This window comes from Streptomyces sp. NPDC002309 (genome assembly GCF_053593375.1).
This window is the reverse complement of sequence record NZ_JBSFCI010000002.1, coordinates 82251-106653: the sequence shown is the minus strand read 5'-3', so window position 1 is coordinate 106653 and position 24403 is coordinate 82251. Positions and strand designations below refer to the sequence as shown.

Below are 24403 nucleotides of genomic sequence, written 5' to 3'. Positions count from 1 at the left end.
GCGCGCCGCCTTAGCTCAGATGGCCAGAGCAACGCACTCGTAATGCGTAGGTCTCGGGTTCGAATCCCGAAGGCGGCTCTGTGGTGAACCCCAGGTTAGGCCTCTGACCTGGGGTTTCTTGTTTTGGTTGACCTTGGAATCTCGGTAGATCGGGCAACTGTCTGTCTGTGCATCGTAATGCGTGGGTCTGACGTTTGGTTTCTGTGTCAAGATCGACGATCTAACGCTCTGACCTGGTCTTTTCTTGGTCTGAAGGGGATGGGTCGGGCCTGCGCGCAGGGTCCCGGTGGACAACCGGTGGACAGCCGTGCGTGACACTCCATCAGGCACTCTTGCTGTTCCTGGGGCGATGGCTGGAATTTACCGGTCTCCGATGGGACGACGGCGTTGTCGGGACTGTCCGGTCCGGACAGGTCTCGCGTCCGGCTCGGGTCCTGGCGTTGGTTGGCCATGAGTGCAGGCAGTAGCCGATCAGGGCAGGGAGATCGACGGAGCGGCCGCATCCTGTCCAAGCCGGACCTGCGCGACCGCGTTCAGGCCGTCGTCCTCCCGTACGAGACGGGACTTGCCGCGCTCGCCGGAGCGGACCAGCACCCGTGGCGGCACCCAGGCCTCCGCCTCACGCGGCGGCCACTGGGCGGGACACCGTGGCTGGCGGCCCCTCATGGTGCCGGTCGACGAGCGGCAGACGAGCATCCCCCTGAACGAATGCCACCCCGGGTCTCCACGTCGCCCGCTGCCGGCTTCTCAGCCGTCCTTCACTCGTTTCCGTAGTCCTCGACATAGGTGGCGATCAGTGCGAGGAGTGCGTCGGCGCGGTGTCGGTCCTCTCGCTGGGCGCGCAGGGACCTGTCGGCGGCCCGGAGGCGGGCCAGGGCCGCCGGTTCGCCGTCCACCACGTCGTCGAGCAGCGGTGGGGTGATCAGGTCCATACGACGTTCCGCTGCTCACGTTCGGCCGTCCGAACGGAGTCGCCGGAGCCAGGGATGTCCGGGCACGGTCAGTTTGATGGCGTTCGCGAGCCACGAGCAGGCGGGAGCGGTGAGCAGGGGCAGTACAGCCTCGAAGTCGGTTTCGTCCTTCTTCCGGGTCGCTTTTGCCTTGTAGAAGAGCTGGACCTCGGGGGCGAGATACGGAATTCCTGTCTCGCTCGTTCGTCCGATCCGGTCGATCGGAAGCCGGACCGCAGGGTTCCGCCGGGAGACCCACTGCGTGCCCTCGGCCTCGTCCAGCATGAATTGCACAGACCAGGGTGCTTCTGGTCTTCGTCTGCACCAGATGTCGTGGAGCGGTGGCTGAAGAACTTCTCCGGGGCGCCACGATCGGAGTGTCCCCTGACCGGGCGGGTCCGCGACGTAAAGGTCCCAGCCGGACAGCAGGTCTTGTGTCAGGGTTTGGTCCCGCCGGAGGACGAGGACGTCGAGATCGCCGTGTGCGCGTAGCTCGCGGCCGACCGCGAGTTCGATCGCGTAGCCGCCGGCGATCCACCATGGGAAGTCCGCCGTGGCGAAGGCCGTGGCCATGTCCTCGGGACGATCCGGCACCCAGCGTTCCGACGTCTCAGTACTCACCCGCCCATATTGCGTGTCATTCACTACACTTCAGCAGTCGGTCGAGGCCGTGTTGTCGCGCGGCCATGGGCAGGGGTTCGGCCGGTGGGGGAAGGCGACTGATGCCGGGGGCGGTATGAGGGACCAGAAGGTACGTGTCGGCGGGCGTAGCGTGGAGACCGAGGTGGCGGCCCGGTGGGTCCGCTCCTACTTCGACGAATCGGCGAACAGGGCTGCCGCGGCCGCCAAGGGGGGCAAGCCGTTCGCCTATCCGTCATATGACCGCATGGCCACGGGCAGCGGTCCGGATGAGTTGAACGATGGCGACCTCCTCGCTCCGCTGCTCCTCAACGCCGGCCCCACGATTGCCGCCGTGTACTCACTGCAGGCAGTGCGGCCGGTGCTGGAGGCCGGGCTGGCCGCCATCCCTGAGAACCTCACGCTGCAGACCGCGGTCTCCCGTGGTGGCCATGGCCCCCTGCTTCAGGCTCTGGCCGGCGTCCTGGACGCTCCGGGAAAGGTGCCCGGGATCGGACTGACCAAGTTGACCAAGGTCCTCCATCGGAAACGCCCCCATTTCGTGCCCCTTTTCGACCAGCAGGTCAAAGCTTGCTACCACGGCACTCACACGGACTACCCGATGCATCCCAAGCGGGGACGCCCGGAAGCGGTCTTCTACTCGACTCTCGCCGAGTGCATGTCCCAGGACCTCGAGGAACAGCCGGAGCAGTGGGAAGCCCTGGCGTCGCAGGCCCCGGACGGCGTGTCGCTGCTGCGGATCCTTGATGTCGTGGCCTGGAATCTGGGTGCCTGTCCGCCCTGATCCGTGTCGACGACACTGTGACGGGTTCCGGCAGCGCGCTGAAGCGAAGCGCTGCCGACTCGCCGGTCGTGTCGGGAGCGAAGGCGGCAGTCCTGCCCACATGGCCGCACGGCCTTGTCGGCGCCGTCGCACGCGCGAGGTCGTCGAGGACGGAACCGTAGAGGTCCCACGTGATCCGGGTGGCGGAGTGACCGAGGCCGTCTGTGTCACCTTGCCGCGGGCGCCCCGGCGCGAGCCCGGTCCGTGCCCGGCGTTCGGATCGTCGTGTGCTTCAGGACTCCAGGGCCGCGACGGCCCTCTCCCGTGACCATCCGAAAGCGCGGCACAGCGCGGCGGGCTTCACCTCGACCATCGTGTCCACGAAACGGGCCGCCGCCCGCCCGTCGCGCTCGGCGCGGCTGCCGTGCGACGGCACGGAGAAGACCCGGCTGGTCAGCTCGATGACGCAGCTCGCCCAGCCGGGGCCCTCCTCGACGCCGTAGTGGGTGATCAGCAGGCGGCGTCCCAGCTCGGTCAGCACCTGGTCGAACCTCTTGCCCGTCACTCCGACGGCCTCGCGGAGCGCACGGGTCGCCATCGGCCCCTCGTCGAGGAGGAGGTCGGCCAGTCGGGCGGCTTCCTCGGAGAGGCCGGCCGCCGAGAGGACGTCGTCCTCCTCGCCCTCGAACTCGTAGAGCTCGGAGAGCAGTCGGCAGGACAGCAGGGTCTGCTTGCCGGACAGGTAGCGGCCGAGCCAGGCGCGGCCCTGGACGGGAAGGGTGTCCTTCCAGGTCCACATCGCCTCGAGGTCGTCCCCCCATCCGGAGGGGAGACGGGGGAGGGACTCGTCGCGCGAGGCCTCGCGGAGCGACGGGTAGCGAGCGGCGGCTCCGCCGAAGAGCAGCGAGATGCCGACGTCCTCGATGTACTCCCGTGCCTCGTCGAGGGAACGCAGCGGGGGACCGCCCTGCCACCAGCGTTCCCGGCGTGCCTCGGCCAGGGTCCCGCCCGCCACTCGTGACTCCCCCCGACACGCGGTGCGTCCGGCCTGGGTGCCGTCGGCTCCGCGTCCACGATTCGGACACCTTCGGCCTCAACCTACGCGCCGCGCCGGAGCGAAACAAGCCTTGCTTGTTGGCTGGGAGTTGATGAATGATCGGGCCGCCGTGGTCCACAAGACCCGTCAACTGGGGGAATTCATGGGGAAGTTACTGATGGTCGGGTGTGGCTGGATGGGCCGCCCCTATCTGGGTCGGGCCCATGCGCGCGGCCTTGACGTGTCGGTTCTGGACACCTCCGCCGCGTTCGGGTGGGAGGAGACCAAGGCCGCTCTGGGCCCGGGCGACCGGGGGTACCCGGTGACGGCGACGGACGACGAGGGCTGGCTGTCCGCGGCCACCGCCGCGCTGGCCGACGGGCCGGTGGCCGGCGTGCTGGGCTTCTCCGAGCAGCACATCGTCGCGGCCGCGATGCTGGCCGAGGAGCTGGGTCTGCCGGGGCCCGGGGTGCGGGCAGCGGTCGTCTCCCGCAACAAGCTGATGCAGCGGGAGGTGTTCGGCCGGGCCGGTCTCAGGCAGCCCGAGTACGTCCACGCCCGGGGCGTCGAGGCGGCCGAGGCGTTCGCCGCCGACCGCTACCCGGTGGTGCTGAAACCTTTGTCCAGCATGGGCAGTCTGGGCGTGCGGATCGCCGCGGACCGAGACGAACTGCGAGCCTGGGCCGAGGAGCAGCCCGCGAACGCCTCGTTCCTGGTCGAGGAGTTCCTCGACGGCCCGGAGTTCAGCGTCGAAGCCCTGATCGTCGACGGAACGCCCGTCTTCGAGAGCGTCACCGCGAAGACCACCACCGTGGCGCCCTACCGGGTCGAGCTGGCCCACCACGTGCCCGCCGCCCTCGACGAGGGGGAGCGGCAGGAGATCTCGGCGTTGCTGCGGCAGGTCGTCGGGGCGCTGGGCATGCGTACCGGCGTCGTTCATTTCGAACTCATCCTGCGCTCCGGCAGCCCGCACATCGTGGAGATCGCCACCCGCACGCCCGGCGACTACCTGATGGACGTCATCGAGGCCGCCACGGACGTCGACCTCTACGACGCGGCGGTCGCCGCGGCCTGCGGCCTGCCGCTCAACCTGCCGCCCGGCGCGGCCGGAACGCCGCCGAGGGTGGCCTCGGTCTGGTTCCCGACGCCCGCCGCCGGCACGGTGAGCGCCGTCGCGGGCGTGGAGCGGGTGGAGAAGCTCCCCGGTGTGGTGAAGATCGAGATCGACGTGGCGCCGGGCGACGAGATCCATGAGCTGTGCTCCTCGATGGACCGGGTCGGCATGGTGGTCTACCAGGCTCCCGAACGGCAGGAACTCGATGCGGTGCTCGCCCGTGTGCGTGACGAGCTGCGCATCGAGGCGGAGGGGTGAGCCGACTTCCGGCTCACGGGGGAAGCGTCGTCCTGGTGGACCCGGCCATGACCGGGCAGCCGTTCAAGGACGCCTGCCGTCGTCGGGCTCTGCCGACCATCTCGCTGTACACCCTGGACGAGACGCTGCTCACGTCCTACGACCCCGACTACCGGCGCGACGACGAGCAGGTGGTGCACGCCGCCGACGCGGGTGAGGCCGCCGGGCGGCTCGCGGGGCCGATCCGCGCGGTCGTCCCGACCACCGAGCCCTCGGTGGAGATCGGCGACCGGTTGAGCGAACTGCTCGGGGTGCCGGGCAATCCGGCGGTCACCGCGTCGGCCCGGCGCTCCAAGGCGGCGATGCGAAGACACGCCGTGGAATCGGGCATCCGGGTGCCGTCCTTCGAGGTCGTCTCCCGCGACCAGGTCGCCGAGGCGGCGGCGCGGATCGGACTGCCGGCCATCGCCAAGCCGCAGCGGGGCGCGGGCTCGCACGGGGTGACGGTTCTTCCGGATCTGTCGGACGTGGGGGACCTTCCGGCCCACGACCTGTTCGGCGGCGCCAACGAGGAATGGCTGGTCGAGGAGTACGTACGCGGCCGGGAGATCGCCGTCAACTGCTTCAGCCAGGACGGCCGTCACCGGGTGCTGGACATGTGGGAGTACCGGCAGCCCGGCAGCGGCGACTACGACCAGCCGTACTGGGACCTGGTCCAGCTCGGGCCGGACGACCCGGACTGGCCGGCCGCGGAACGCTTCGTCACGCAGGCGCTGGACGCCTACGGCGTGCGGCTCGGGCCCAGTCACACCGAGATCAAGACGGATGCCGCCGGACCCTGCCTGGTCGAACTGGCCAGCCGCCTCCCCGGCGCGCACATGACCGACCACTGGCGTCTGCACAGCACCATCCGTCCCTACGACGACACCCTGGCCGCGTACCTGGGCGAGGACACGGGGCTGCTCTCCCGCGACCTCGGATTCGACGCGGCACTGGGCATCTGCTGCCTGCGCAACGACGAGCGGCCCGGAGTGCTCACGCGGCTGGCCGGCCTGGACGAGGTCCGGCTGACCGCCGGGGTCGACGCCGTCCACCCCTGTGTCGCTCCCGGCGACTTCGTGCCCCTGACCCGTGATCTCGGATCCCTCATCGCCTTTGTCCTCGTCCACGGCCGGGACGCGGCCGAGGTCGACGCCCTGCTGCGCACTGTCCGCCAAAGCGTGCGATTGGAACTCGAATGATCAACCTCATGCCCGGTAAGACGCTGATGAAGTTCGACCGCCAGCTCCCCTTCTACAACTGGCTCTACCCGATGAAGGGCCAGGAGCTGGACACGGTCACGCACCATGAATTCCACTCCGGGATGAGGACGGAGGGGGTGCGGTCCCGCGCGCTCTACTTCCACATCCCGTTCTGCGACACGATATGTACCTTCTGTACGCTCAATCGCGGTCTGGGAAGCACCGGGGACGAGCAGATCGAGACGTACGTCCAGGCCCTGCTCAAGGAGATCGCGCTCAAGGGCCGCTACGCCGAGGCGACGTCGATACCGATCCGGGCGATCTTCTTCGGCGGCGGCACACCGACCACGCTGACGGCGGACCAGATCACCCGTATCGGCCGCGCCGTGCACGACCACTTCGACCTCTCCCAGCTCCAGGAGTTCACCTTCGAGGCGGAGGTGAAGAGTGTGACCGAGGAGAAGTGCGCGGCGATGCGGGACATCGGCGTGGACAAGGTCCGGTTCGGACTGCAGAGCTTCGACCCGCTCTACCGCGAACTGTTCAACATCACCGCGACGATCGAGCAGGAGTACGCCGCGGTCGAACTCTTCAAGCGGTACTTCGCGCACACGAGCTTCGACATGATCTACGGGATGCACGGGCAGACGTTCGAGCAGTTCTCCCGCGACATCGAGTACGCCACGAGCATGGGCACCCCGACGATGGAGCTGTACCCCATCAGCAACGTCGTCACCCAGGCACCGCTGCACCACTCCTACGCGGCGCGCGGTCTCGAACCGCTGAGCTTCATCGACAAGATGGCCATGACCATCTACCTCAACCAGTACATGCGCGCCTCCGGGTTCCAGCAGCACAACGGGCACGGCTACTTCCGCCTGCCGCAGGGGCAGCGGCCGACGACGCCGTTCATCTCCCGTGACTACCTCAACCTGTACAACACCCACACCTGGTCGTATCACGACGACGAACTGATCGGGCTGGGCAACAGCGCCATCTCGCAGGTCGCCAACTACACCGTGATGAACGACGAGAACCGGGTCACGTACGTCAAGAACCTGCTGGAGAACGACGATGTGAAGATCAACATCACGGTCGGCGACGGCATCCCCTACGAGCGGGGAGTCATCCTGCATCTGCCCTACTTCGGCTGGCTCGACAAGAGCCGGATCGCCTGGGACCACATCGCCGGCGAACTCAAGGACAAGCTGGCTCTGCTGGTCTCCGAGGGGATGCTGGAGGAGGACGAGAAGGAGTTCCGGGTCACCGAACTCGGCTGGGTCTGGTACGCCAACATGATGTACTACCTCTCCCCGGCCTCGGACCAGAAGGTGCTCGACGAGTTCACCGCTCTCAAGCGCAGGACCAGGGGTCTCACCGACGGCGACGACCGCATGCTTCCCCTGCTCCCGATGGCGTCGGCCCGGTGAACGAGCCCGTCAGCGGGAAGGCTCCGCCGCTGTGGCGGCTCGACGGTCTGCAGGCGCTGCTGGCGGCGGGCTCCCTGCTCAACGCCATCGCGTTCTTCGCGGCCATGCCCTTCGCATCGATCTATCTGGCCTCCCGCACCTCGCTGTCCGACGTGGCCATCGGAGCCGTCGTCGGATCGATCGCGCTCATCGCCTCGGTCGGCGGCGTGCTCGGCGGGCTGCTCGTCGACCGCTTCGGCACCGTGCCCATGATGGTCCTCGGGCTCTCCGCGTACGTGGGCATCTACGCGGGACTCACGGTGGCGGACGGGACGTCCGCGATCGTCTCGCTGCTCCTGGGGCTGGGCGTGGCCCGTCTCTTCGTCGAGCCGGGCGGGAAGAAGCTGATGTCGCTCGCGGCCGACGAGGACGGCCGTATCTTCCGCGTGCGCTACATGGTGCTGTGCTTCGGCGGCATCGTCGGTCCGGCGATCGGCGGAATCCTCTACAGCGTCAGCGCCGTCGCGTTCTTCGCGGTTCCCGCCCTGTTCTACACGGGGTACCTGCTGCTGATCCTCGCCCGCCGGGGGCGGCTCGCTGCGCTGGAGGGCAGCGCCGAGGACGCGGGCCCGCGCTTCCCGCTCCGTGCCGCCCTGCGCGACCGGCTGCTGCTCGCCGCGACGGCCGCCGGGCTGGTCATCTTCTTCGTCTTCTCGCAGTTCGAGTCGATGATCCCGCTCTACATCGCGGGTGAGTGGGGCGACGATGCCGTGCGCTACTTCGCGGGCCTCTTCATCGCCAACGCCGTTCTGGCCCTGCTGCTCCAGATGCCCATCGTGTGGCTGTCCCGCAAGGTGCGGCCGAACCTCATGGTCGTCATCGGGTGCGTCGGCTTCGCGCTGTCGTTCGCGTGCTTCCACCTGGCCGCGACCGAGGGCCTGCCCATGCTCTACCTGGGCGTCGTCTTCTGGACCGTCGGTGAGGGCGTGCTGCTGCCGCTGCCCGACATCGCGGTCCACGAGATCGCCCGTGACGACCGCAAGGGGACCTATTTCGGCGTCGCCGAGATCCGCTACCTCGGGTTCTTCGCCGGCCCCTTCGCCGGCGGACTCCTGCTGGGCGGCGGCGTCCTCTACTTCGTGGTGATGGCCCTGTCGATATTCGTGTGCGCGCCGCTGCTGATGACCAGACGTGAGACCGCGGCGGGCAACGGACGAACGGAGGTGACCGTCGGTGCTGACGCATGACGACGGCCTGATCCTGTTGGCACATCGAATTCCGGCCCAGGTCACGCCGGTCAGTGAATGGCTGGCCGAGGTGGCGGACCGAGTCGTGCTCATCACGAGCGAGGAGGCCGGGCCGGGGTACGCCGGCCAGTTCGGCGAGGTGATACCGGTCGCCGACTACTCCGGCTCGGATTCCGTGACCGCGCACGTCGACCGGCTGTGCGCCGAACGCTCGGTGTCCGCCGTCGTCCACGGGACCGAGGACGACATCCTGCGGCTGGCCCGGGCGCGCGACCGGCACGGGATCGCCGGGCTCTCCGGTGCGGACGCGCTCGTCTTCCGGGACAAGCACGCCATGAAGACCGCCGTGGCCGCGGCCGTGCCGACACCGCGGTTCCTCGCCCCCGCCGGACCCGCCGGCGCCGAGGAGTTCGCGGAGCGGAACGGCTGGCCCGTGGTCGTCAAGCCGCGGCTGGGCTACGGATCGCGTGGCGTGGCCGTGGTCCACGACCCGGCCGAGCTGACGGCGCAACTGTCGGGCCGTGATCCCGACGACGTTCTGGTCGAGGCGTACGTGCCGGGGACCGTCCACCATGTCGACGGCTTCATGCGGGAGGGCAAGGTGCTTTTCGCCCTTCCCTCGCGCTACGTCAACTCGTGCCTGTCCTTCGCGGACGGGGAGTGCTTGGGAAGCGCCCAACTCGACGCGCACGACCCGCTCGGGGAGCGCCTCGTCGAGTTCGCGGAGAAGGCCGTCTCCGCTCTGCCGCCCACCGGTTTCAGCCCCTTCCACCTCGAGGTGTTCCTCCACGAGGAGACGGGGGAGCTGTACTTCTGCGAGATCGGGGCGCGCCTGGGCGGCGGGCATGTGTACGAGACGCTCACCCTCAGCACCGGGGCCAACCCCGTGGAGCTCTGGTTCCGCGACCAGGCCGGGGTGAGCCGCGGCGACGTGCCCGTCGCCCGCGGCCCCGAGTGCTACGGCTGGCTTCTAGTGCCTCCACGCCGCGGGACCCTGGAGGAGATCAAGGACATCCCCGTGCCCGACTCGGTGGTCCAGTACCGCCGGCCCGACGTGGTCCCCGCCGCCCATACCGCGGCCGCCGCGTCGACGGACGCGGTCGTGTCGTTCGTCGTACGCGGCTCCGGCAACGCGGCGGTGGAGACCGCTCTGCGCGAGTGCGCGGACTGGGCCTCCCAGGCTCTGAGGTGGTCGGTGTGAGCATGTACGCCTTCTCCGGGACCCATGTGCTGTGCGACATCGTGGGCATCGCCCCCGAGCGGATCCACGACAACGAGCTGATCCTCGCCGCCATCAAGAGGGGCATCGAGGCCAGCGGGGCGGAACTGTGCGGGATGCAGGCCAAGGAGTTCGAACCCGTCGGCGTCACGGCGGTGTACGTCCTGGCCGAATCGCATGTGTCGGTGCACACCTATCCCGAACAGGGTTCGCTGTTCCTGGACGCCTTCACCTGCGGCACGCGCTGCGATCCGCGGCGCATCGTGGACGTGGTCCTCGAAGCGCTCGGGCCCTGCGAGCACCGCACCAGTGTGATGAGCCGCGGGGAACCGGTCCGCGTCCTGGCCTCCGCGGGGTACGCCGCGTGATCGGCGAGGCCGTCCGGACGGCGCACGAGGAACTCGTCGGGCGCGGCACGGGTCTGGGGGCGGCTTCCGAGGCCGCGGCGGACGCCACCGGTCGTCAGCGGGCCGGTGCGGACGCCCACGCGGCCCTGGACGCCTGGGAGAATCGATTCCTCCCCTCGTTCCCCTACACGGAAGTGGGCACGCACTTCCGGGCGGTGGGGCGCGCCCGGGCGGACGCGTCACTGGTCCGGCGCCTTTCCGCGGTGTCCGCGGACCGGCAGGACGCCTTCCTGGCCGCCTGGCTCCCGATGACCTGCGACCAGGAGACCGGAGGGTACGTCACCTACGCCGGCCTGCGTCCGCATCTGCTGGCGGCACAGACCGGTCACGACGACGACGCCGGAGCCGCCCCGCCGCACGGCGGAGTGCGCGACCGGCTCCGCGCCCGTCTGGACGAACTCATCGTGGCGGTCCTGGGCGAACTCCTTCGCACCGAGGCGGCGACAGCCGTCCTGGGGGCGCCGACGCCCGCGGTGCGCACTCGTCTGCGGGCGACGGCGCGTCTGCTGGTCGTGTCCGGCGAACTCGCCCCCGGACACCGTGTCGACCCGTCCGTCACGGCCGACGTGGCCGTGGCCCTGGCGCGAACCCAGGACCCGCTGGAGCCGCTGGCGGAAGCCTCGGTTCGCGCCGCGAAGACCGTCCTGGAGCTGGTGTCCCCCTTATCGGCGCGGACCGTCGCACGTTCCTTATTGCCGGTCACCCGTCTGCACGACGAGATCATGTTCATCCGGTCCATCCAGGTGTTCGAGGCGCTGTACGAACAGATCGGACTCGCCGTCACCGAAGCGCGCGACGCCCTCCTCGAAGAGCGCCTCGACGACGCGGCCGACGCCCTGGCCGCGGTCACGGACCGGATGACCGTGCTCCCGGCGCTCTTCCGGCTCCTGGGCACCATGCCCGTCGAGGTGTTCGCGGTGATCCGCGGCTACACCGACGGCCGCAGCGCGGTCCAGTCGCGCTCCTACCGGCGCATCGAAGCGGCGTGCGCGCCCCACCCGACGTCCGGTCCCGCGGACGCCCTGTGGAGCGGACCGACCCTCCAGGACCTCTGGACCGATGTCCGCACCCGCCCCGGCGCCGACCGGCTCACCGGACAACTGAGGCGCCTGGACACCTCGTGGCGCGGAATGAAGCGCAGCCACTGGGGCATCACGCTGCGCGTGATCGGCCAGGTCCCCGGTACCGGTGGCACCGCCGGGGCCTCCTACCTGAGGACCACCTCCGAGACACCGCTGTTCCCGGCGCTGACGGGGAAGGGAGAACGTTGACCACGGAAGAGGCTTCCGCGGCCCGCCACAACGAGCTGCTCCGCCGCAAGATCATGGGGTATCTGGTGTCGCGGTCCGTCTTTGCCGTCTGCGAACTCGGCGTCCCCGACCGCCTCGCGGACGGACCGCTGCCGGTGCCCGAGCTCGCCCGGGCGGTGGGAGCGCATCCCGGGGCACTCGGCAGGTTCCTGCGGGTACTCGCCGGGGAGGACCTGTTCGACGAGGTGGCACCGGACGTCTTCGGTCTCGCTCCGCTCGGCCGCCTCCTGTGCGCGGACACGCCGGGCTCGCTGCGGCAGTTGGTCGAGCTGATGGACGGCGAGGCCTACCGGGTCTGGGAGGCCGCGGACCACTCGCTCCGCACGGGGGAGGCCGCCTTCCCGCACGTCTTCGGGCAGCCCTACTTCCCGTGGCTCACCGAACACCCCGACGCCGCCAAGCGCTTCGACGAGGGGCAGGCCGGACTCGTCGAACTGCGGCTGCTGCCGCTGCTGGGCCTCGACTGGTCCGGCGCCCGCAGCGTCGTGGACATAGGAGGGGGCACCGGTGCTCTGCTGAGCCGGCTGCTGACCCGCAACGCCCATCTGAGCGGGACGGTGTTCGACCTGCCGCACGTGGTGACCGCCGCTGCCTCGGCGCTGGCCGACGCCTCGGTCGCCGACCGGGCGACCGTCACCGAAGGCGACTTCTTCGAGCGGATCCCGCGGGGCGCCGACGTCTACGTCCTGTCGCAGATCCTCCACGACTGGGCGGACGACGACGCCCTGCGCATCCTGCGCAGGTGCCGTGAGGCCATGGACGCCGACTCCCGCCTGCTGATCGTCGAACATGTGCTCCCGGAGAACGCCGGGGCCGGCGCGGCGGGGCTGCTCGATCTGCACATGCTGGTGCTGCTCGGCGGGCAGGAGCGGACCCGGGCCCAGTGGGAGAGCCTGCTGGCCCGGGGCGGATTCCGCCTCGCGTCCGTCACCGAGGGGCCGCGGTCCTCGGTCCTGGAAGCACGGACATGACGTGACCGACATCGTTCTCACGGGCGGTCGGGTGCTGGGGCACGATCACGCGGACACCGTCGTCCTGCGCGGGGAGCGCGTGCTCGCGACCGGGTCCGCGCGGGACGTGCTCGCCCTGGCGGGCCGAGGTGCCCACGTGGTGGACACCGACGGCCGTCTCGTCATGCCCGGCTTCCAGGACGCCCATGTGCACCCGATGGCGGCGGGACTGCTGGAGTCCTGGTGCGATCTGAGCGACGCCGTCGGCCTCGGCGACGCGCTGGCACGGGTGGGCGCGTACGCCCGGCGGCACCCGGAACTCCCGTGGATCGTCGGCGGCGGACTCGCCTCGGCCTTCCTGCCCCACGGCACCCCGGTGGCCCGACTGCTCGACACGGTCGTACCGGACCGACCCGTCCATCTCCTGGGCTCGGACCTGCACGACGCCTGCGTGAACAGCGCGGCGCTGGCTCGGGCCGGAGTCGGCGCGCACACGCCGGACCCGCCGTTCGGCGCCGTCGCCAGGGAGCCGGACGGGCGGCCGACGGGCTTGCTGCACGAGACGGCCGCCGACCTGGTGGGGCGGCACGTACCGCCGCCGGACCTCGTGACGCAGAGGGACGCCCTGCTCACCGCCCGGCGTCTGCTGCACGGACACGGCATCACGGCATGGCAGGACGCCCTGGTCGGCCCCTACCTCGGTCTGCCCGACCCCCTCCCCGCCTATCTGGAGCTGGCCCGCCGGGGTGAAGCGGCCGGGTCCGTGTCGCTGGCCCTGTGGTGGGACCCGTGCCGCGGGCCGGAACAGATCGAGGACCTGCGCGAGAGACGCGCGCTCGCCCGTGCCGCGGGGCTTCGGGCCGACCACGTCAAGATCATGCAGGACGGCATCTGCGAGAACGGCTGGGCGGCCCTGCTCGCGCCGTATCTCGACAGGTCGGTCACACCGCCCGGCCGGCTGGACGCCACGCAGCTGCGCGAGGCCGTCGCGGCGCTCGTCCGGGCGGAGTTCTCCGCGCACTTCCACGCCGTGGGGGACCGGGCGGTGCGCGCGTGCCTCGACGCCGTCGAGTCGGTCGGCCGCTTTCCGGGACAGCGGCACCACATCGCCCATGTGCAACTCGTGGACGACGCCGATCTGCCCCGGTTCGCCGAACTCGACGTGACGGCCAACGTGCAGCCGCTGTGGGCGGCGGAGATCCCGCACATGCGCGAGACCTACGAACCGATGCTCGGCCCGCGCCGTGTGGACCGGCAGTACCCCTTCGCGGGTCTGACGCGAGCCGGAGCGCGGCTGGCGGCCGGCAGCGACTGGCCCGTCAGCAGCCCGAACCCGCTCTGGGGCGCCTATGTCGCGGCCACCCGGCTCCCGGCCCTGGCCAGCGCCCCCTGGATGGGGCCCGACTACCGGCCGGCGCCGTTCAACCCGCGGGAGCGGATCGGCGTCGCGGAGATCCTTGGGGCCTACACGGTCGGCTCGGGCCATGTGCACGGGCGTCCGGCCACCTTGGCGCCGGGCTCGCCCGCGGACGTCGTGGTCCTCGACGTCGATGTGCTGCGGGAGGGACCGGACGCCCTGTGCGAGACGCGGGTGGACCTGACGATCGCGGGTGGCCGGCCCGTCCACGACCGGCTCGCCGGGCAGATCCCCCGGGCGTGCGGCGCCCCCTGACCGGCGAACAGCACGCAGCGACAAGTGACTTGACCGCGACGAGTTCCGTCCTGCCGGGCGCCGCTCGCACCGAGCGCTGCTTTGCGGGTCGTCCATCTGGAGAGGAAGCACTGTGACAACGACCCAAGTCAGTACTGTGCAGTCCCCCACGACCGGCGTCAGCACCCGGGTCGAGGGGTGGGAGTGCGAGCTGGTCACACCCGAGATCGTCTGGAAGGGAGTGCTCGGCGCCGTGCGCGCCGTCATGGCGGGCGACGACCAGCGCGAGCTGATAAAGATCACCGTGGGCGGCGATGTGCTCTCGGACCATGCCCTGATGCCGGCTCCGGACGGCAGCGAGTCGCCGGACGAGTGGCTGACCCGGATGCAGCAGAAGTTCGGCGCCGAGACCCCGATCCTGCTCTACGCCCGTGAACTGCCCTCGCACGAACGGAGTCTGTTCGACCTGCTGCTCTCCGCGTTCGGACGTACGGTCTTCGAGGCGCACGGGCTGGTCCGCGGGAACATAGACATCGAGGTCTTCCTCGGCGAGTACCGGGCCACTCCCGGCGGCATCCACCGTGAGCAGTGCGGCAACAGTCACTTCGTTCTCCAGGGACGCAAGTACATGCATTTCTGGCACGGCGAGGAATGGATCCCCGAGACCGCCGGCTGGCAGGCGGCGGAGGGTGCCAACGCCATCGACCCGGAGGAGTACCTGCCCACCCTGCGGGTGCCCGAAGTGGTCGACCGCGGCACCTCGTTGATCGCTTCCGCCGGTGAGTTCTTCACCTGGGACCCGGGCACCTGGCATGTGGCCGAGACGGTCGGTCCGGCCTTCGCCGTCAACATCGCCCGCTACACCAGGTCCTTCGCTCCAGGGGAGGGGACCTATCCCTTCGCCGCCGAGCACGACGGCCGGGTGAGCGCCGAATGGCTGGAGGGATACCGGGACTTCCTCGGCGGCGGGGCCGACCTGTCCTCGGCGCTTGCCGGTGCCTCCGCCTACGGGCTCGCGGGGGCGGACCCGCAGCACCACGAGTTCGCCGATCCGGCCCGGGTGGCCGTCTCCAGCCACGCGCGCCGCCTGTGGCACGAGTCGGGGGGCGTCGTGCACGTCGCGGCCCACGGGCGGAGCGGCGTCTTCCCCGCTTCCGTACTGCCCTGGCTGATCGTCCTGGCCGACCTGCAGTACGGTGCCGAATGCGACGTGCCCGACGACCCGGACACCCGGGCTCTCGCCAGGTTCCTGGTGGAGAACAACTCCTTGCGAAGCGTCCGGGGCGGCAGGGCGTAAGGGCGGGGTTCCTCGCTCGCCGGACGTGCGACGGCGGTGTCCGAAGGGGGTGTGGCGGTGTACGAACTGAAAGCGGTGATCGCCGAGGAGGCGGTGCTGCGCGACCTGACGCGGGGCCTGCCCGTCGCCCGGGCGGCGTCGGTGGGGCAGGGCCTGTGGCTGATGCCGATGACGAACGCCGTTCTCGACGCCGTCACGGACGGCGGCGGTGAGCGCGTACCGGGTTTCCGGCGGTTGCCGGCAGGGTTCGAGAAGGCCCTCGCCGCCTGTTCGGCCGCTGGGCCGGCGGCCTATGTGGAGGCCGAGTACTTCGGCGGTGCGGGGGAGCAGCACGCGGTGGTGTGGGAAGGCGGCGCCGTCGTGCTGGGGCCGCTGCACCTCGACGAGGGCGAGCCGTTCCCGCCCGCCGGCAGTCCGGTCTCCCGGGCGCTGCGGCGGCTGGGCGTGGCGGCGGGCGCCGGCGAGGACGAGTTCTCCGCCGTGGGACTCGGCCGGCACCGCCGCGGTGAGGAGTGGATCGCCTGACGGGCGGCCCTCCCGGTGCGCCGCGGTTCTGTCGGGCCCCGCTCGGACCTGGTCCGGGCGGGGCTCCTTCTCGGTGCGGTGGGCCCGTGCCGAGAAGCTGCCGTCGGAGATGTCCGGTTAGGCTCGCTCCATGACGACCGTCCCGCGGCGCGAGGACGCCGTCCGCGACGGGGAGCGGATCGTCACCGCGGCCGGCGAACCCGTGGACGGGGGCACATACCCCGGTGCCGTCGAGCGGGGGCGGCCGTCCTCGTGGGGCAGGCCGGCGTGAAGGCCCTCGCCCGCATCGACCCCGCCCTGCCGGCGGACCGGCGTCCCGAGCGGGTCTGGTACACGTCCTACGGCTCCAACACGCATCTCGACCGGCTCGCCTGCTACCTCAGGGGCGGCCGGCCCCCCGGTGCCGGGCGGGAGTACCCGGGGTGCCGCGATCCGGCGATGCCCGCCCGGTCGGTCGCGGTGGAGCTGACCGGAGCCGTGTACTTCGCCACCAGGTCCCCCGTGTGGGGCGGTGGCCGGGCCTTCTACGAGCCGCGGGCCGACGGCCGGGTGCTCGCCAGGGCGCACCTGGTGACCGCCGGGCAGTTCCTCGACATCGCCGCCCAGGAGATGTACCGGCACCCGGGGACGGACCTCGACCTGGACGAGGTGCTGACGAACGGCCGGGCCGTCCTGGGGGAGGGGCGCTACGAGACCCTGGTGTGCGCCGGACAGGTCGCGGGGCTGCCCGCGCTGACCTTCACCGCTCCCTGGCGGATGAACGAGGTGCCCTGGGTCCCGCCCTCGGCCGACTACGTGAGGTTCCTGTCCGCGGGCCTGCTGGCGGCGGGTGTGTGGGACCGGGAGGCGGTCACGTCGTACGTCGCCGCCTGCCCCGGCGCGTCCGGTCACTGGTCGGAGCAGGCTCTCGCGGCCCTGCTGGCCTGAGGGGGACGAGTGAGGGGCCGGGGCCCGGTCAGCCGAGGACGCGGACGGGAGGCCGGCGAGAGAGGCCTCGATGTCCTCGACGGCCTGGCCGTCGGTCCCTGCTCCCGCGACCTTCCTGATCACTTCGCGTCGGCGTAGCACTCCACCACCGCCGTGGAGAACGGGAACCGCACCGGCGTCTCCCCGAACGTCAGCCGTGCCGCCAGCGCCCCGGCCTCGCGGATCGCCGCCGCGACCGTCTCGGCCTCCTCCCGCGGACAGTGCACGATCACCTCGTCGTGCTGGAAGAAGACCAGCTCGGCGGCCAGGTCGGCGCACGTGCGGCGCAGCGCGGCGAGCAGCAGCAGGGTCCAGTCGGCCGCGCTGCCCTGGACGACGAAGTTGCGGGCGAAGCGGCCCCGGGCGCGGGCGTCGGTGGACGCGTAGCCGGGCACCCACTGCGAGGAGTCGCGTTCGTCCTCCGCCGCGGTGACGGGGATGCCGGCCTCCTCCGCCGCGTCCTCGCCCGCCCCGGCGGCCGGCGGGCAGGTCCTGCCGAGCCATGTCCGCACCAGCCGCCCCTCCTCACCGGCGCGGGCCGCGTCGTCGACGTACGCCACGGCCCGGGGGAAGCGGCGTCTGAGTGCGGCGAGGTTCTTCAGGCCGTCTCCGGAGGTCTGGCCGTAGACCGCGCCGAGCACGGCGAGTTTGGCCTGGGCGCGGTCGCCGGAGAAGGCGCGGTCGGAGACGGACTGGTACAGGTCGCCGTCGCGGCCGGCGACCTCCATCAGGCCGGGGTCGCGGGAGATCGCCGCCAGCACCCGCGGCTCCATCTGGTCGGCGTCGGCGACGACCAGCCGCCAGCCCGGGTCGGCGACCACGGCACGCCGGATGACCTTGGGGATCTGCAGGGCGCCGCCGCCGTTGGTCACCCAGCGGCCGGTGACGGTGCCGCCCGCCAGGAACTCCGGCCGGAAGCGTCCGTCGCGCACCCAGTCCTGGAGCCAGGACCAGCCGTGCGCGACCCGGATGCGGTAGAGCTTCTTGTACTCCACCAGCGGCTTCACCGCCGGATGGTCGAGGGACTCGATCTCCCAGCGCCGGGTGGAGGCGACCTTGATCCCGGCCTGCGCGAACGCCTTGATCACGTCGGCCGGCAGATCGGGCCGCACCCGGCGCCCGAAGGCGGCGGACACCTCGTCCGCCAGCTCGGCCAGGCGGCGCGGCTCGCCACCACCCGCGTAGCGCTCGCCGAGCAGTTCGTGCAGGACCTGGCGGTGCACCTCCGCGCTCCACGGCACCCCCGTGCGGTTCATCTCGGCCGCCACCAGCATCCCCGCCGACTCGGCGGCGGTCAGCAGCCGCATCCGGCCGGGGTGCGCGGTCCGGTCGTGCCGCCGCTGCTGCTCGGCGTACACGGCGATCAGGTCGTCCAGGGGCACGTGCCTGCCCTGGGGTTCGAACAGCGGGGACTGCGCGCCCGGTTCGGCGGCGCGCTGCGGGGGATCGGGCGGTACGGGGCCACCGCGCAGGCGGGCGAGTGCGGCGACCGCCGAGCGGGGTTCGCCGTAGCGCCCCTCGTGGCCGAGGAGGAGCGTCTCGGCGTCCTCGACGTCGTAGCACCGCTCCACCCGCACTCCCGCGGCGAGCAGCCGCGGATAGACCTCGGCGGTGGACCGCCACACCCACCGCGTCACCTGCGGCCGGCCACGCACCGCCTCCGTCAGGTCCCGTTCCCGCCGCACCGGCCCGGCGGGCAGCCCGTCGGGGCCGAGGGGGGCGACGTCCACGCCACCGTCCTCGGCCGGGGCGAGCGCCCACCGGTCTGCCATGTCCGCGAGTGTCGCAGGAGGGTCTGACAACGGGCGGGCGCGAACTCCCCCCAGCCCATCCCCCAGCCCTCCCACGGCCCTCCCCTCAGCTCTCCCCGCCGGCCTCCCCCGCGCTTCCCTCGCGCTCCTCGCGCATCAACCGCTCCAGCGCCTCGGTGACGTACTGCTCCACACCCGCCTTGGTGACGCCGAGGCCGGACAGCACTCCCTCGCCGTTCTCGAACTCCAGCAGGGCCAGCAGGAGATGCTCGGTGCCGACGTAGTTGTGACCGAGACGGAGGGCTTCGCGGAAGGTGAGCTCCAGGACCTTCTTGGAGTCCGAGGCATACGGGACGAGCTCCGGCCCCTCCTCCGCCGCCGGCGGCAGCGCCGCGGTCGCCGCCTCGCGGACCGCGTCCAGGGTGACGCCCTGCGCGGTGACGGCCAGCGCGGCGAGCGCCTCCGGCTCCGTGAGCAGGCCGAGGACGAGATGCGCGGGCACGCCTTCGGAGTGGTGCGCCGCCCTGGCCGCGTCGTGCGAGGCCATGACCACCTTCCGCGCGCGGGGGGTGTAGCGGCTGAAGCCCTGGCTCGGGTCCAGGTCCATGGACTCCTTCGGCACGAACCGCTTCTGCGCGGCCTGCCGGGTGACGCCCATGCTCTTGCCGATGTCCGTCCAGGAGGCACCGGAGCGCCTGGCCTGGTCCACGAAGTGACCGATCAGGTGGTCGGCCACGTCGCCCAGGTGCTCGCCGGCGAGCACCGCGTCCTGGAGCTGGTCGAGCGGCTGGTCGTGGACCTTCTTGATCGCCGCGATGAGGTCGTCGAGACGGATGGATGACGTGGCGTCGGGGTTCTTCGGCATGCGTCAACCGTAGGTTGACACCCTGAGGGCGTCAACCCTGAGTTGACGACAATCCGCATGACACGATCCCCTAGTGGACACCAGCACCGTCGACCGGGCCTTCCAGGCCGCCCTCTACGCCCCCACCGACGACCATTCCGCGCTCGACACCGGCGCCTCCCTGCTCGCGGCCGACCCCGCCGCGGACGGGGAAGTCACCCGGCGCGGCCTGGAGTTCGTCGCCGGTGCCTGGCGCCGCGGCTGGCAGCCCGCCGACGTCGTACGGCTGGTCCGCCGCGACCTGGACGACGTGCACGAACGCCTCGTGGCCGCGCTGATCCTCGACCAGGCGCCGGACGACCGTCCCCGCGGCCCCCGCTGGGCCGCTCAGCTGGCCCAGCTCGCCGAGGAGGCGCCCGCCGCCCCCGCCCGCACCGACCGCTTCACGCACGCCACCGCCGTCCTGGAGCTGTACCGCCTCCTGCTCCGCCTTCCCACCCTCGAAGACCTCGACGAGCCGCAGTCGCAGCAGCACACGCGTACGACGGCAGGGTCGAGGACCGGCGCCGGGACGCACTCGTCCGAGTCCCGCATGCTCACCCGCATCCGCGCCCTGCTCGCGAAGGCCGAGGCCACCGAGTATCCGGACGAGGCGGAGGCCCTCAGCGCCAAGGCGCAGGAGCTCATGGCGCGGCACAGCATCGACGAGGCGCTGCTCGCGGGTCAGGCGGAGGGCGGGACCGGGCCGACGGCCTGGCGGATCGGTGTCGACCAGCCGTACGAGCAGGCGAAGGCGGTGCTGCTGGACGCGGTCGCCACCGCCAACCACTGCCGCGCGGTGTGGAACGAGCCCTTCGGCTTCTCCACCGTCGTCGGTTTCGCCCCGGACCTGGAGGTGGCCGAACTCCTCTACACCTCGCTCCTCGTCCAGGCCACGACCGCGATGACGAAGGCCGAGGCCGCTCAGCGCGCGGGCGGCCGTAGACGGACGAAGACCTTCCGGCAGTCCTTCCTCGCCGCGTACGCGCACCGCATCGGCATCCGCCTCGCCTCGGCCGCCGAGGAGACGGCCAGGCAGGCCGCCGAAGAGGCCGCGGGAGAAGCCGCCGGGCAGACCGACGGGGAGGGCCCGGCGGCGGGCGGACTGCTTCCGGTGCTGGCCTCGCGCGAGGCCGCGGTCACCGAGCACGCCGAGAGCATGTTCCCGGAGACGACCACGACCAGGCTGCGCGGAGTGACCGACGCGGCGGGCTGGAGGGAGGGCTCACGCGCGGCCGACCGGGCGGAGGTCAGATCCCGCCGACGTCTCGACTGACCTTCAGTCGCCCGCCGGCTGGAACGCCCCCACCGAGGCGTCCGGCACGTCTCCCGCGCCGAGCGCGACAGGACCGTACGACCACGCGAAGCCACGCGTCGCGGAGTCGCCCGGCAGGCCGATCTTCACCCGCGTCGCGTCGAGGCTGCCGCCGACGCCCGCCTCACCCCGCACATACGTGATCGTGAACGTCGCGGCCGTGCCCTCGGCGAGCGTCAGCTCCTGTGCTTGGGCGGCCTTGTCCTCCGTCACGGTCGCCGAGGTGGCGTCGGCCTGGAGGCCGACGGTGGGGAAACCGTTCAGCACGCACGCGGCGCCCTGGTTGGTGACGGTCACGGGGATGTTGCCGGTGTCCCCGGCGAGGGGTGCGGCGTTGGCCGGTCCGACCTCCATGCCGACCTCGTCGAGTACGCAGGCGGACGTGGCCTGCCCGTCGTCGTCACCTCCCCCGCCGTCACCGCCTCCGCAGGCGGTCAGCAGCAGGGCGGCGGCGAGGGCGGCGGAGCCTACGGTGAGTGAGGTAGCGCGCATGAGTGGGTTCCCCTGGGGTTCGTGACGATGCCCCTGGATCATCACGTACGCGGGCGCCGTACGGTCACCCGGCCCGTCCTACCGGCGTCGGCTCACGAACCGGTCCCCGTGGTGGGCAGTCCTCCGGTCGGCAGCCCCGACGGCAGTCGCCCGCCCTCGGCCCTGGTGTACGTCTCCTCACCGAGTCCGCCGTCCCACGTCACCTTCAGGCTCGTGGCGCCGACGGAGCCGATCGTGCCGGTGCCGCGTTCGTCCTTGCCCTTCGAGCAGGTCAGCCGGATCGTCGTGGGGGTGCCCGCGGTCTCGCCCACGCTTCCGCCGCACACCGTCCCCCCGGTGGCGAAGAGCCCGACGGTCTCGCCGGTGACGACCAGCGCGACCGCGTCGCCCTGGCTGGTGGCGAGCCAGCTGCCCTCCAGCTTCCCGGCCGCCCCGGACGGCGAAGCGCCGACCTCGCCGGTCTTCGCCGGCGGCGTCCCGGGGACGGGAACGGTGCCCGCCGAAGCCCCGCCCCGGTCCGAGCCGCCGCCGCTGCAGCCGGTCAGCGCGACCGCGCCCGCCACAGCCGCGGCCGCCGCCATGGCCGCGATCCGCATCCGCCCGCGCACCGCACCGCGTGCGTGGGCCACCGAAGTCGTCGCGGAAGTCACTGCATGCCCCCAGGGGTGAGCCGGTAGCCGATGGGCCGCACGAGCGGCGCGGCCGTAAGGACGGACAGCCGTACCACCGGATAACAGCACAGGAGGACAGCCCGACAACAGCACAGGCAGACAACAGCACGGCCCGAAAAGACCACCGTCCGTCAACCGCACAGAGTGACCACTGCACAGAATGACCACCGCACAGTCGTACGACAGCACGGTCGTACGACAGCACGGCCGGACAAGCGCATGGCCTCACGGCGATACGGTCCTACAGCCGGACTGCCCTACAGTCCGACGACCGCCCACCCGCAAAGCCGACAGTCGCAAGGCCGTACAGCCCTACAGCCCTACGACACGACAGTCCCACGGCCCTACGACACGACAGTCCCACGGTCGCCGTCGACGACGGCCGCCGGACGACATCCTTCAGCTCGGCCCGCCGGGCGGCGTACCCCGCGGGCGCGGACGCGCGCCACCGCAGCCGCAGCCGCACGTACCGCCTCCCGCCGGGCGGACATCAGTGACGCACCTCTCCGCTCACGCTCTCGCACATGGGATTCATTTTCAGTAAGATATCGGACATGGCACGCAACGAACTCCGCCCCGTCGTCAGGCTCCGGTCCACGGCAGGTACCGGCTACACCTACGTCACCCGCAAGAACCGCCGTAACGACCCCGACCGGGTGACCCTGCGCAAGTACGACCCGCTCGCGGGCCGGCACGTCGACTTCCGGGAGGAGCGCTGATCCACCGCCATGCGAATCGCGACGGGGCGAACCTCGGCTGACGCGGCACTGGTCCCTGCCTGAGATCCCCGTCGCGGTCGTCGGCGGACCGCACGCCGACGCCCGCAGGGCCACTGCCGGGCACCTCCTCGCCGAGGTGCCCGGCAGCGTCGTGCTCCACCACGATCTGCCCCGCGCGACGATGCCGCGTACGCCGCGGGGCGCCTCGGCCGCGACGTCGAGCGGATGCCGTGCGTCCGGCGGACGGAGGCCGACCGCGCCGGCGTTGTCGAACCGGACCATCACGTCGACCCTGGAACAGGAAGGGCGCGGAATGCGTCTGTTCCTAGTGCACGAGGGATTCGATCCGGACGATCCACTGCGTCCGACGACGCGGAGGATCATGGACGGGGCCGGCTTTCGCATGTCACGCGGGCCCCGGGGCAGACGCTGGAACAACTTCGGTCGTGCGGCCGTCGGAGCTGTAACCGCAGGAACACCCCTTGTGCACGTGCATCTGCCCATGCATCTGCACATGAACAAGGTTATGATCCGCCTCAGTTGACCACTGCATTCTTGGCCATACCAGCCAGTGCACCACCGGGGAGCGACCTGTGGATCACGACGTGTACGACGGTGCCGTGTACGACGGTGACGTGCACCACGGCGCCGGCGCGGCCGGCGTGTACAACGGCATGGCCGCCACCAGGCTGCGCGGGGTGGCCTGGCAGAAGAGCCGGCACAGCAACTCGCAGGGTTCCTGCGTGGAGTTCGCGCGGTTGCCGGGCGGGAGGGTTGCGGTGCGCAACTCGAACTTCCCGGACGGCCCGGCGCTCGTCTACACCCGCGCGGAGATCGAGGCGATGCTCGCCGGTGTGAAGGACGGCGAGTTCGACCACCTGATCGCGGGCTGATCCCGGAGTCACACCGGGTGAGTGGTCGTGGACCCCTGGTGACGCGCGTAGAACCCCGGCGCCAAGAGGTGCCGGGGTTCCTCAGCCGTCGGGTTGCAGCCGGAACATCGCCCAGACGACCTTGCCGCTGAGCGTGCCGGCCAGCGGGTGCCAGCCCCAGCTGTCGCAGAACGAGTCGACGAGGAACAGTCCGCGACCGGACTCGGCCGAGAAGTCGTCGCCCTCGCGTGCGACCGGACTGTCGTTGCTGGGATCGCGTACCGCGCACACCAGCCGCTCGGTCCAGCGCATCAGGTGCAGCCGTACCTGGGGCGGGGTGTGGTCGCCGTCCCTGGCCGGCGGGCGCGGCGCGACGGACGGCAGGCCGTGCCGCAGGGCGTTGGTGACCAGTTCGGAGACCACCAGGCAGACGTCGTCGAAGCGGTGGCCGACATCCCACTGGTCCAGGGTTCTGCGGGTGAACTGCCGTGCCTCACGCACCGCTTCGTAGCGGGCGGGCAGTGCGCAGGAGGCGGCGTCGGACACGGCCGTGGGGTCCAGCGGCGGAAGGCCCTGCCGTAAAGGCTCGAGCATGGTCGATCCATTCGTCCCCATGCGAGGCACTCCCCCGGGAATTCGCGGTCGTGGCGATGCAGCGGTGGCGCGGGACCATGGTTTCGGATGCGTACAGCAGATGCAAGGGCAGATGCACGTGCACGCGACCGAATTAGGCCCTCCC

25 protein-coding genes, 1 tRNA gene and 1 pseudogene are annotated in these 24403 nt (G+C 71.2%); 19 read left to right on the top strand and 8 right to left on the bottom strand.

What is annotated here, in order from left to right:
• Window positions 1–4 precede the first annotated feature (4 nt).
• Window positions 5–78, top strand: a tRNA-Thr gene (locus ACWCPM_RS02005).
• Between the two features lie 417 nt (window positions 79–495).
• Window positions 496–585, top strand: a pseudogene (locus ACWCPM_RS02000) (DNA-binding response regulator); the annotation flags it as partial.
• A 173-nt stretch (window positions 586–758) separates the two neighbouring features.
• Here ACWCPM_RS02000 and ACWCPM_RS01995 read toward each other — a convergent pair.
• Both ACWCPM_RS01995 and ACWCPM_RS01990 read right to left on the bottom strand, forming a co-directional pair.
• Window positions 759–932, bottom strand: coding sequence for a hypothetical protein (locus ACWCPM_RS01995; protein WP_450974183.1), 174 nt, complete (start codon window positions 930–932; stop codon window positions 759–761).
• Window positions 933–947: 15 nt separating this feature from the next.
• Window positions 948–1523, bottom strand: coding sequence for a nucleotidyltransferase domain-containing protein (locus ACWCPM_RS01990; RefSeq protein ID WP_450974379.1), 576 nt, complete (start codon window positions 1521–1523; stop codon window positions 948–950).
• 199 nt (window positions 1524–1722) lie between these two features.
• On the opposite strand from ACWCPM_RS01990, the gene ACWCPM_RS01985 reads away from it, so the two are divergent.
• Window positions 1723–2373 (top strand): DUF6308 family protein, encoded by a 651-nt coding sequence (locus tag ACWCPM_RS01985; protein ID WP_450974182.1) that lies wholly within the window; start codon window positions 1723–1725, stop codon window positions 2371–2373.
• A 271-nt stretch (window positions 2374–2644) separates the two neighbouring features.
• Here ACWCPM_RS01985 and ACWCPM_RS01980 read toward each other — a convergent pair whose 3' ends face one another.
• Window positions 2645–3367: an AlkZ-related protein gene (locus ACWCPM_RS01980; protein WP_450974181.1), complete on the bottom strand. Its 723-nt coding sequence runs from the start codon at window positions 3365–3367 to the stop codon at window positions 2645–2647.
• Between the two features lie 184 nt (window positions 3368–3551).
• On the opposite strand from ACWCPM_RS01980, the gene ACWCPM_RS01975 reads away from it, so the two are divergent.
• The 13 genes from ACWCPM_RS01975 to ACWCPM_RS01915 all read left to right on the top strand — a co-directional run bounded on the left by ACWCPM_RS01975 (window position 3552) and on the right by ACWCPM_RS01915 (window position 16922).
• Entirely contained in the window at window positions 3552–4760 is a 1209-nt protein-coding gene (locus ACWCPM_RS01975) for an ATP-grasp domain-containing protein (RefSeq protein ID WP_450974180.1), read from the top strand.
• A gap of 47 nt (window positions 4761–4807) precedes the next feature.
• On the top strand, window positions 4808–5980 hold the full coding sequence (locus ACWCPM_RS01970; protein WP_450974179.1) for an ATP-grasp domain-containing protein: 1173 nt from the start codon (window positions 4808–4810) through the stop codon (window positions 5978–5980).
• Between the two features lie 8 nt (window positions 5981–5988).
• Entirely contained in the window at window positions 5989–7410 is a 1422-nt protein-coding gene (locus ACWCPM_RS01965; protein ID WP_450974178.1) for a coproporphyrinogen-III oxidase family protein, read from the top strand.
• Window positions 7407–8636 (top strand): MFS transporter, encoded by a 1230-nt coding sequence (locus ACWCPM_RS01960; RefSeq protein WP_450974177.1) that lies wholly within the window; start codon window positions 7407–7409, stop codon window positions 8634–8636. Before ACWCPM_RS01965 ends, ACWCPM_RS01960 begins: the two co-directional genes overlap by 4 nt.
• Window positions 8623–9837: an ATP-grasp domain-containing protein gene (locus tag ACWCPM_RS01955; RefSeq protein WP_450974176.1), complete on the top strand. Its 1215-nt coding sequence runs from the start codon at window positions 8623–8625 to the stop codon at window positions 9835–9837. Before ACWCPM_RS01960 ends, ACWCPM_RS01955 begins: the two co-directional genes overlap by 14 nt.
• A 2-nt stretch (window positions 9838–9839) precedes the next feature.
• Entirely contained in the window at window positions 9840–10223 is a 384-nt protein-coding gene (gene speD, locus ACWCPM_RS01950) for an adenosylmethionine decarboxylase (protein ID WP_450974378.1), read from the top strand.
• On the top strand, window positions 10220–11533 hold the full coding sequence (locus ACWCPM_RS01945; protein ID WP_450974175.1) for a hypothetical protein: 1314 nt from the start codon (window positions 10220–10222) through the stop codon (window positions 11531–11533). The genes speD and ACWCPM_RS01945 overlap by 4 nt, the downstream gene beginning before the upstream one ends.
• The gene (locus ACWCPM_RS01940; RefSeq protein ID WP_450974174.1) at window positions 11530–12543 is read left to right on the top strand and encodes a methyltransferase; all 1014 of its coding nucleotides are present in this window, start codon (window positions 11530–11532) and stop codon (window positions 12541–12543) included. The genes ACWCPM_RS01945 and ACWCPM_RS01940 overlap by 4 nt, the downstream gene beginning before the upstream one ends.
• Before the next feature lies 1 nt (window position 12544).
• Window positions 12545–14194 carry an amidohydrolase gene (locus tag ACWCPM_RS01935; protein WP_450974173.1) on the top strand — a complete coding sequence of 550 codons (1650 nt, stop codon included), beginning with the start codon at window positions 12545–12547 and terminating at the stop codon, window positions 14192–14194.
• A gap of 112 nt (window positions 14195–14306) precedes the next feature.
• A complete protein-coding gene (locus ACWCPM_RS01930) occupies window positions 14307–15470 on the top strand; it encodes a hypothetical protein (protein ID WP_450974172.1) in 1164 nt (387 codons plus the stop codon).
• A gap of 57 nt (window positions 15471–15527) precedes the next feature.
• Window positions 15528–15995, top strand: coding sequence for a hypothetical protein (locus ACWCPM_RS01925; protein ID WP_450974171.1), 468 nt, complete (start codon window positions 15528–15530; stop codon window positions 15993–15995).
• Window positions 15996–16125: 130 nt separating this feature from the next.
• Window positions 16126–16266 carry a hypothetical protein gene (locus ACWCPM_RS01920; RefSeq protein ID WP_450974170.1) on the top strand — a complete coding sequence of 47 codons (141 nt, stop codon included), beginning with the start codon at window positions 16126–16128 and terminating at the stop codon, window positions 16264–16266.
• Window positions 16263–16922: a histone deacetylase gene (locus ACWCPM_RS01915; RefSeq protein ID WP_450974377.1), complete on the top strand. Its 660-nt coding sequence runs from the start codon at window positions 16263–16265 to the stop codon at window positions 16920–16922. The genes ACWCPM_RS01920 and ACWCPM_RS01915 overlap by 4 nt, the downstream gene beginning before the upstream one ends.
• Before the next feature lie 119 nt (window positions 16923–17041).
• Here the strand turns inward: ACWCPM_RS01915 and ACWCPM_RS01910 are convergent, their stop codons facing one another.
• Both ACWCPM_RS01910 and ACWCPM_RS01905 read right to left on the bottom strand, forming a co-directional pair.
• Entirely contained in the window at window positions 17042–18733 is a 1692-nt protein-coding gene (locus ACWCPM_RS01910; protein WP_450974169.1) for a bifunctional 3'-5' exonuclease/DNA polymerase, read from the bottom strand.
• Window positions 18734–18818: 85 nt separating this feature from the next.
• Window positions 18819–19577, bottom strand: coding sequence for a Clp protease N-terminal domain-containing protein (locus ACWCPM_RS01905; protein ID WP_450974168.1), 759 nt, complete (start codon window positions 19575–19577; stop codon window positions 18819–18821).
• A 73-nt stretch (window positions 19578–19650) separates the two neighbouring features.
• On the opposite strand from ACWCPM_RS01905, the gene ACWCPM_RS01900 reads away from it, so the two are divergent.
• Window positions 19651–20871 (top strand): DUF2786 domain-containing protein, encoded by a 1221-nt coding sequence (locus ACWCPM_RS01900; protein ID WP_450974167.1) that lies wholly within the window; start codon window positions 19651–19653, stop codon window positions 20869–20871.
• Between the two features lie 3 nt (window positions 20872–20874).
• On the opposite strand, the gene ACWCPM_RS01895 is transcribed toward ACWCPM_RS01900, so the two are convergent.
• The gene (locus ACWCPM_RS01895) at window positions 20875–21402 is read right to left on the bottom strand and encodes a DUF4232 domain-containing protein (protein ID WP_450974166.1); all 528 of its coding nucleotides are present in this window, start codon (window positions 21400–21402) and stop codon (window positions 20875–20877) included.
• A 92-nt stretch (window positions 21403–21494) separates the two neighbouring features.
• The gene (locus ACWCPM_RS01890) at window positions 21495–22052 is read right to left on the bottom strand and encodes a hypothetical protein (RefSeq protein WP_450974165.1); all 558 of its coding nucleotides are present in this window, start codon (window positions 22050–22052) and stop codon (window positions 21495–21497) included.
• 575 nt (window positions 22053–22627) lie between these two features.
• Here ACWCPM_RS01890 and rpmG point away from each other — a divergent pair.
• Together rpmG and ACWCPM_RS01880 are read left to right on the top strand one after the other, a co-directional pair.
• Entirely contained in the window at window positions 22628–22792 is a 165-nt protein-coding gene (rpmG, locus tag ACWCPM_RS01885) for a 50S ribosomal protein L33 (protein ID WP_450974164.1), read from the top strand.
• 593 nt (window positions 22793–23385) lie between these two features.
• Window positions 23386–23685, top strand: coding sequence for a DUF397 domain-containing protein (locus ACWCPM_RS01880; protein ID WP_450974163.1), 300 nt, complete (start codon window positions 23386–23388; stop codon window positions 23683–23685).
• Between the two features lie 81 nt (window positions 23686–23766).
• On the opposite strand, the gene ACWCPM_RS01875 is transcribed toward ACWCPM_RS01880, so the two are convergent.
• Window positions 23767–24258, bottom strand: a complete 492-nt coding sequence (locus ACWCPM_RS01875; protein WP_450974162.1) for an ATP-binding protein — start codon at window positions 24256–24258, stop codon at window positions 23767–23769.
• Window positions 24259–24403 lie beyond the last annotated feature (145 nt).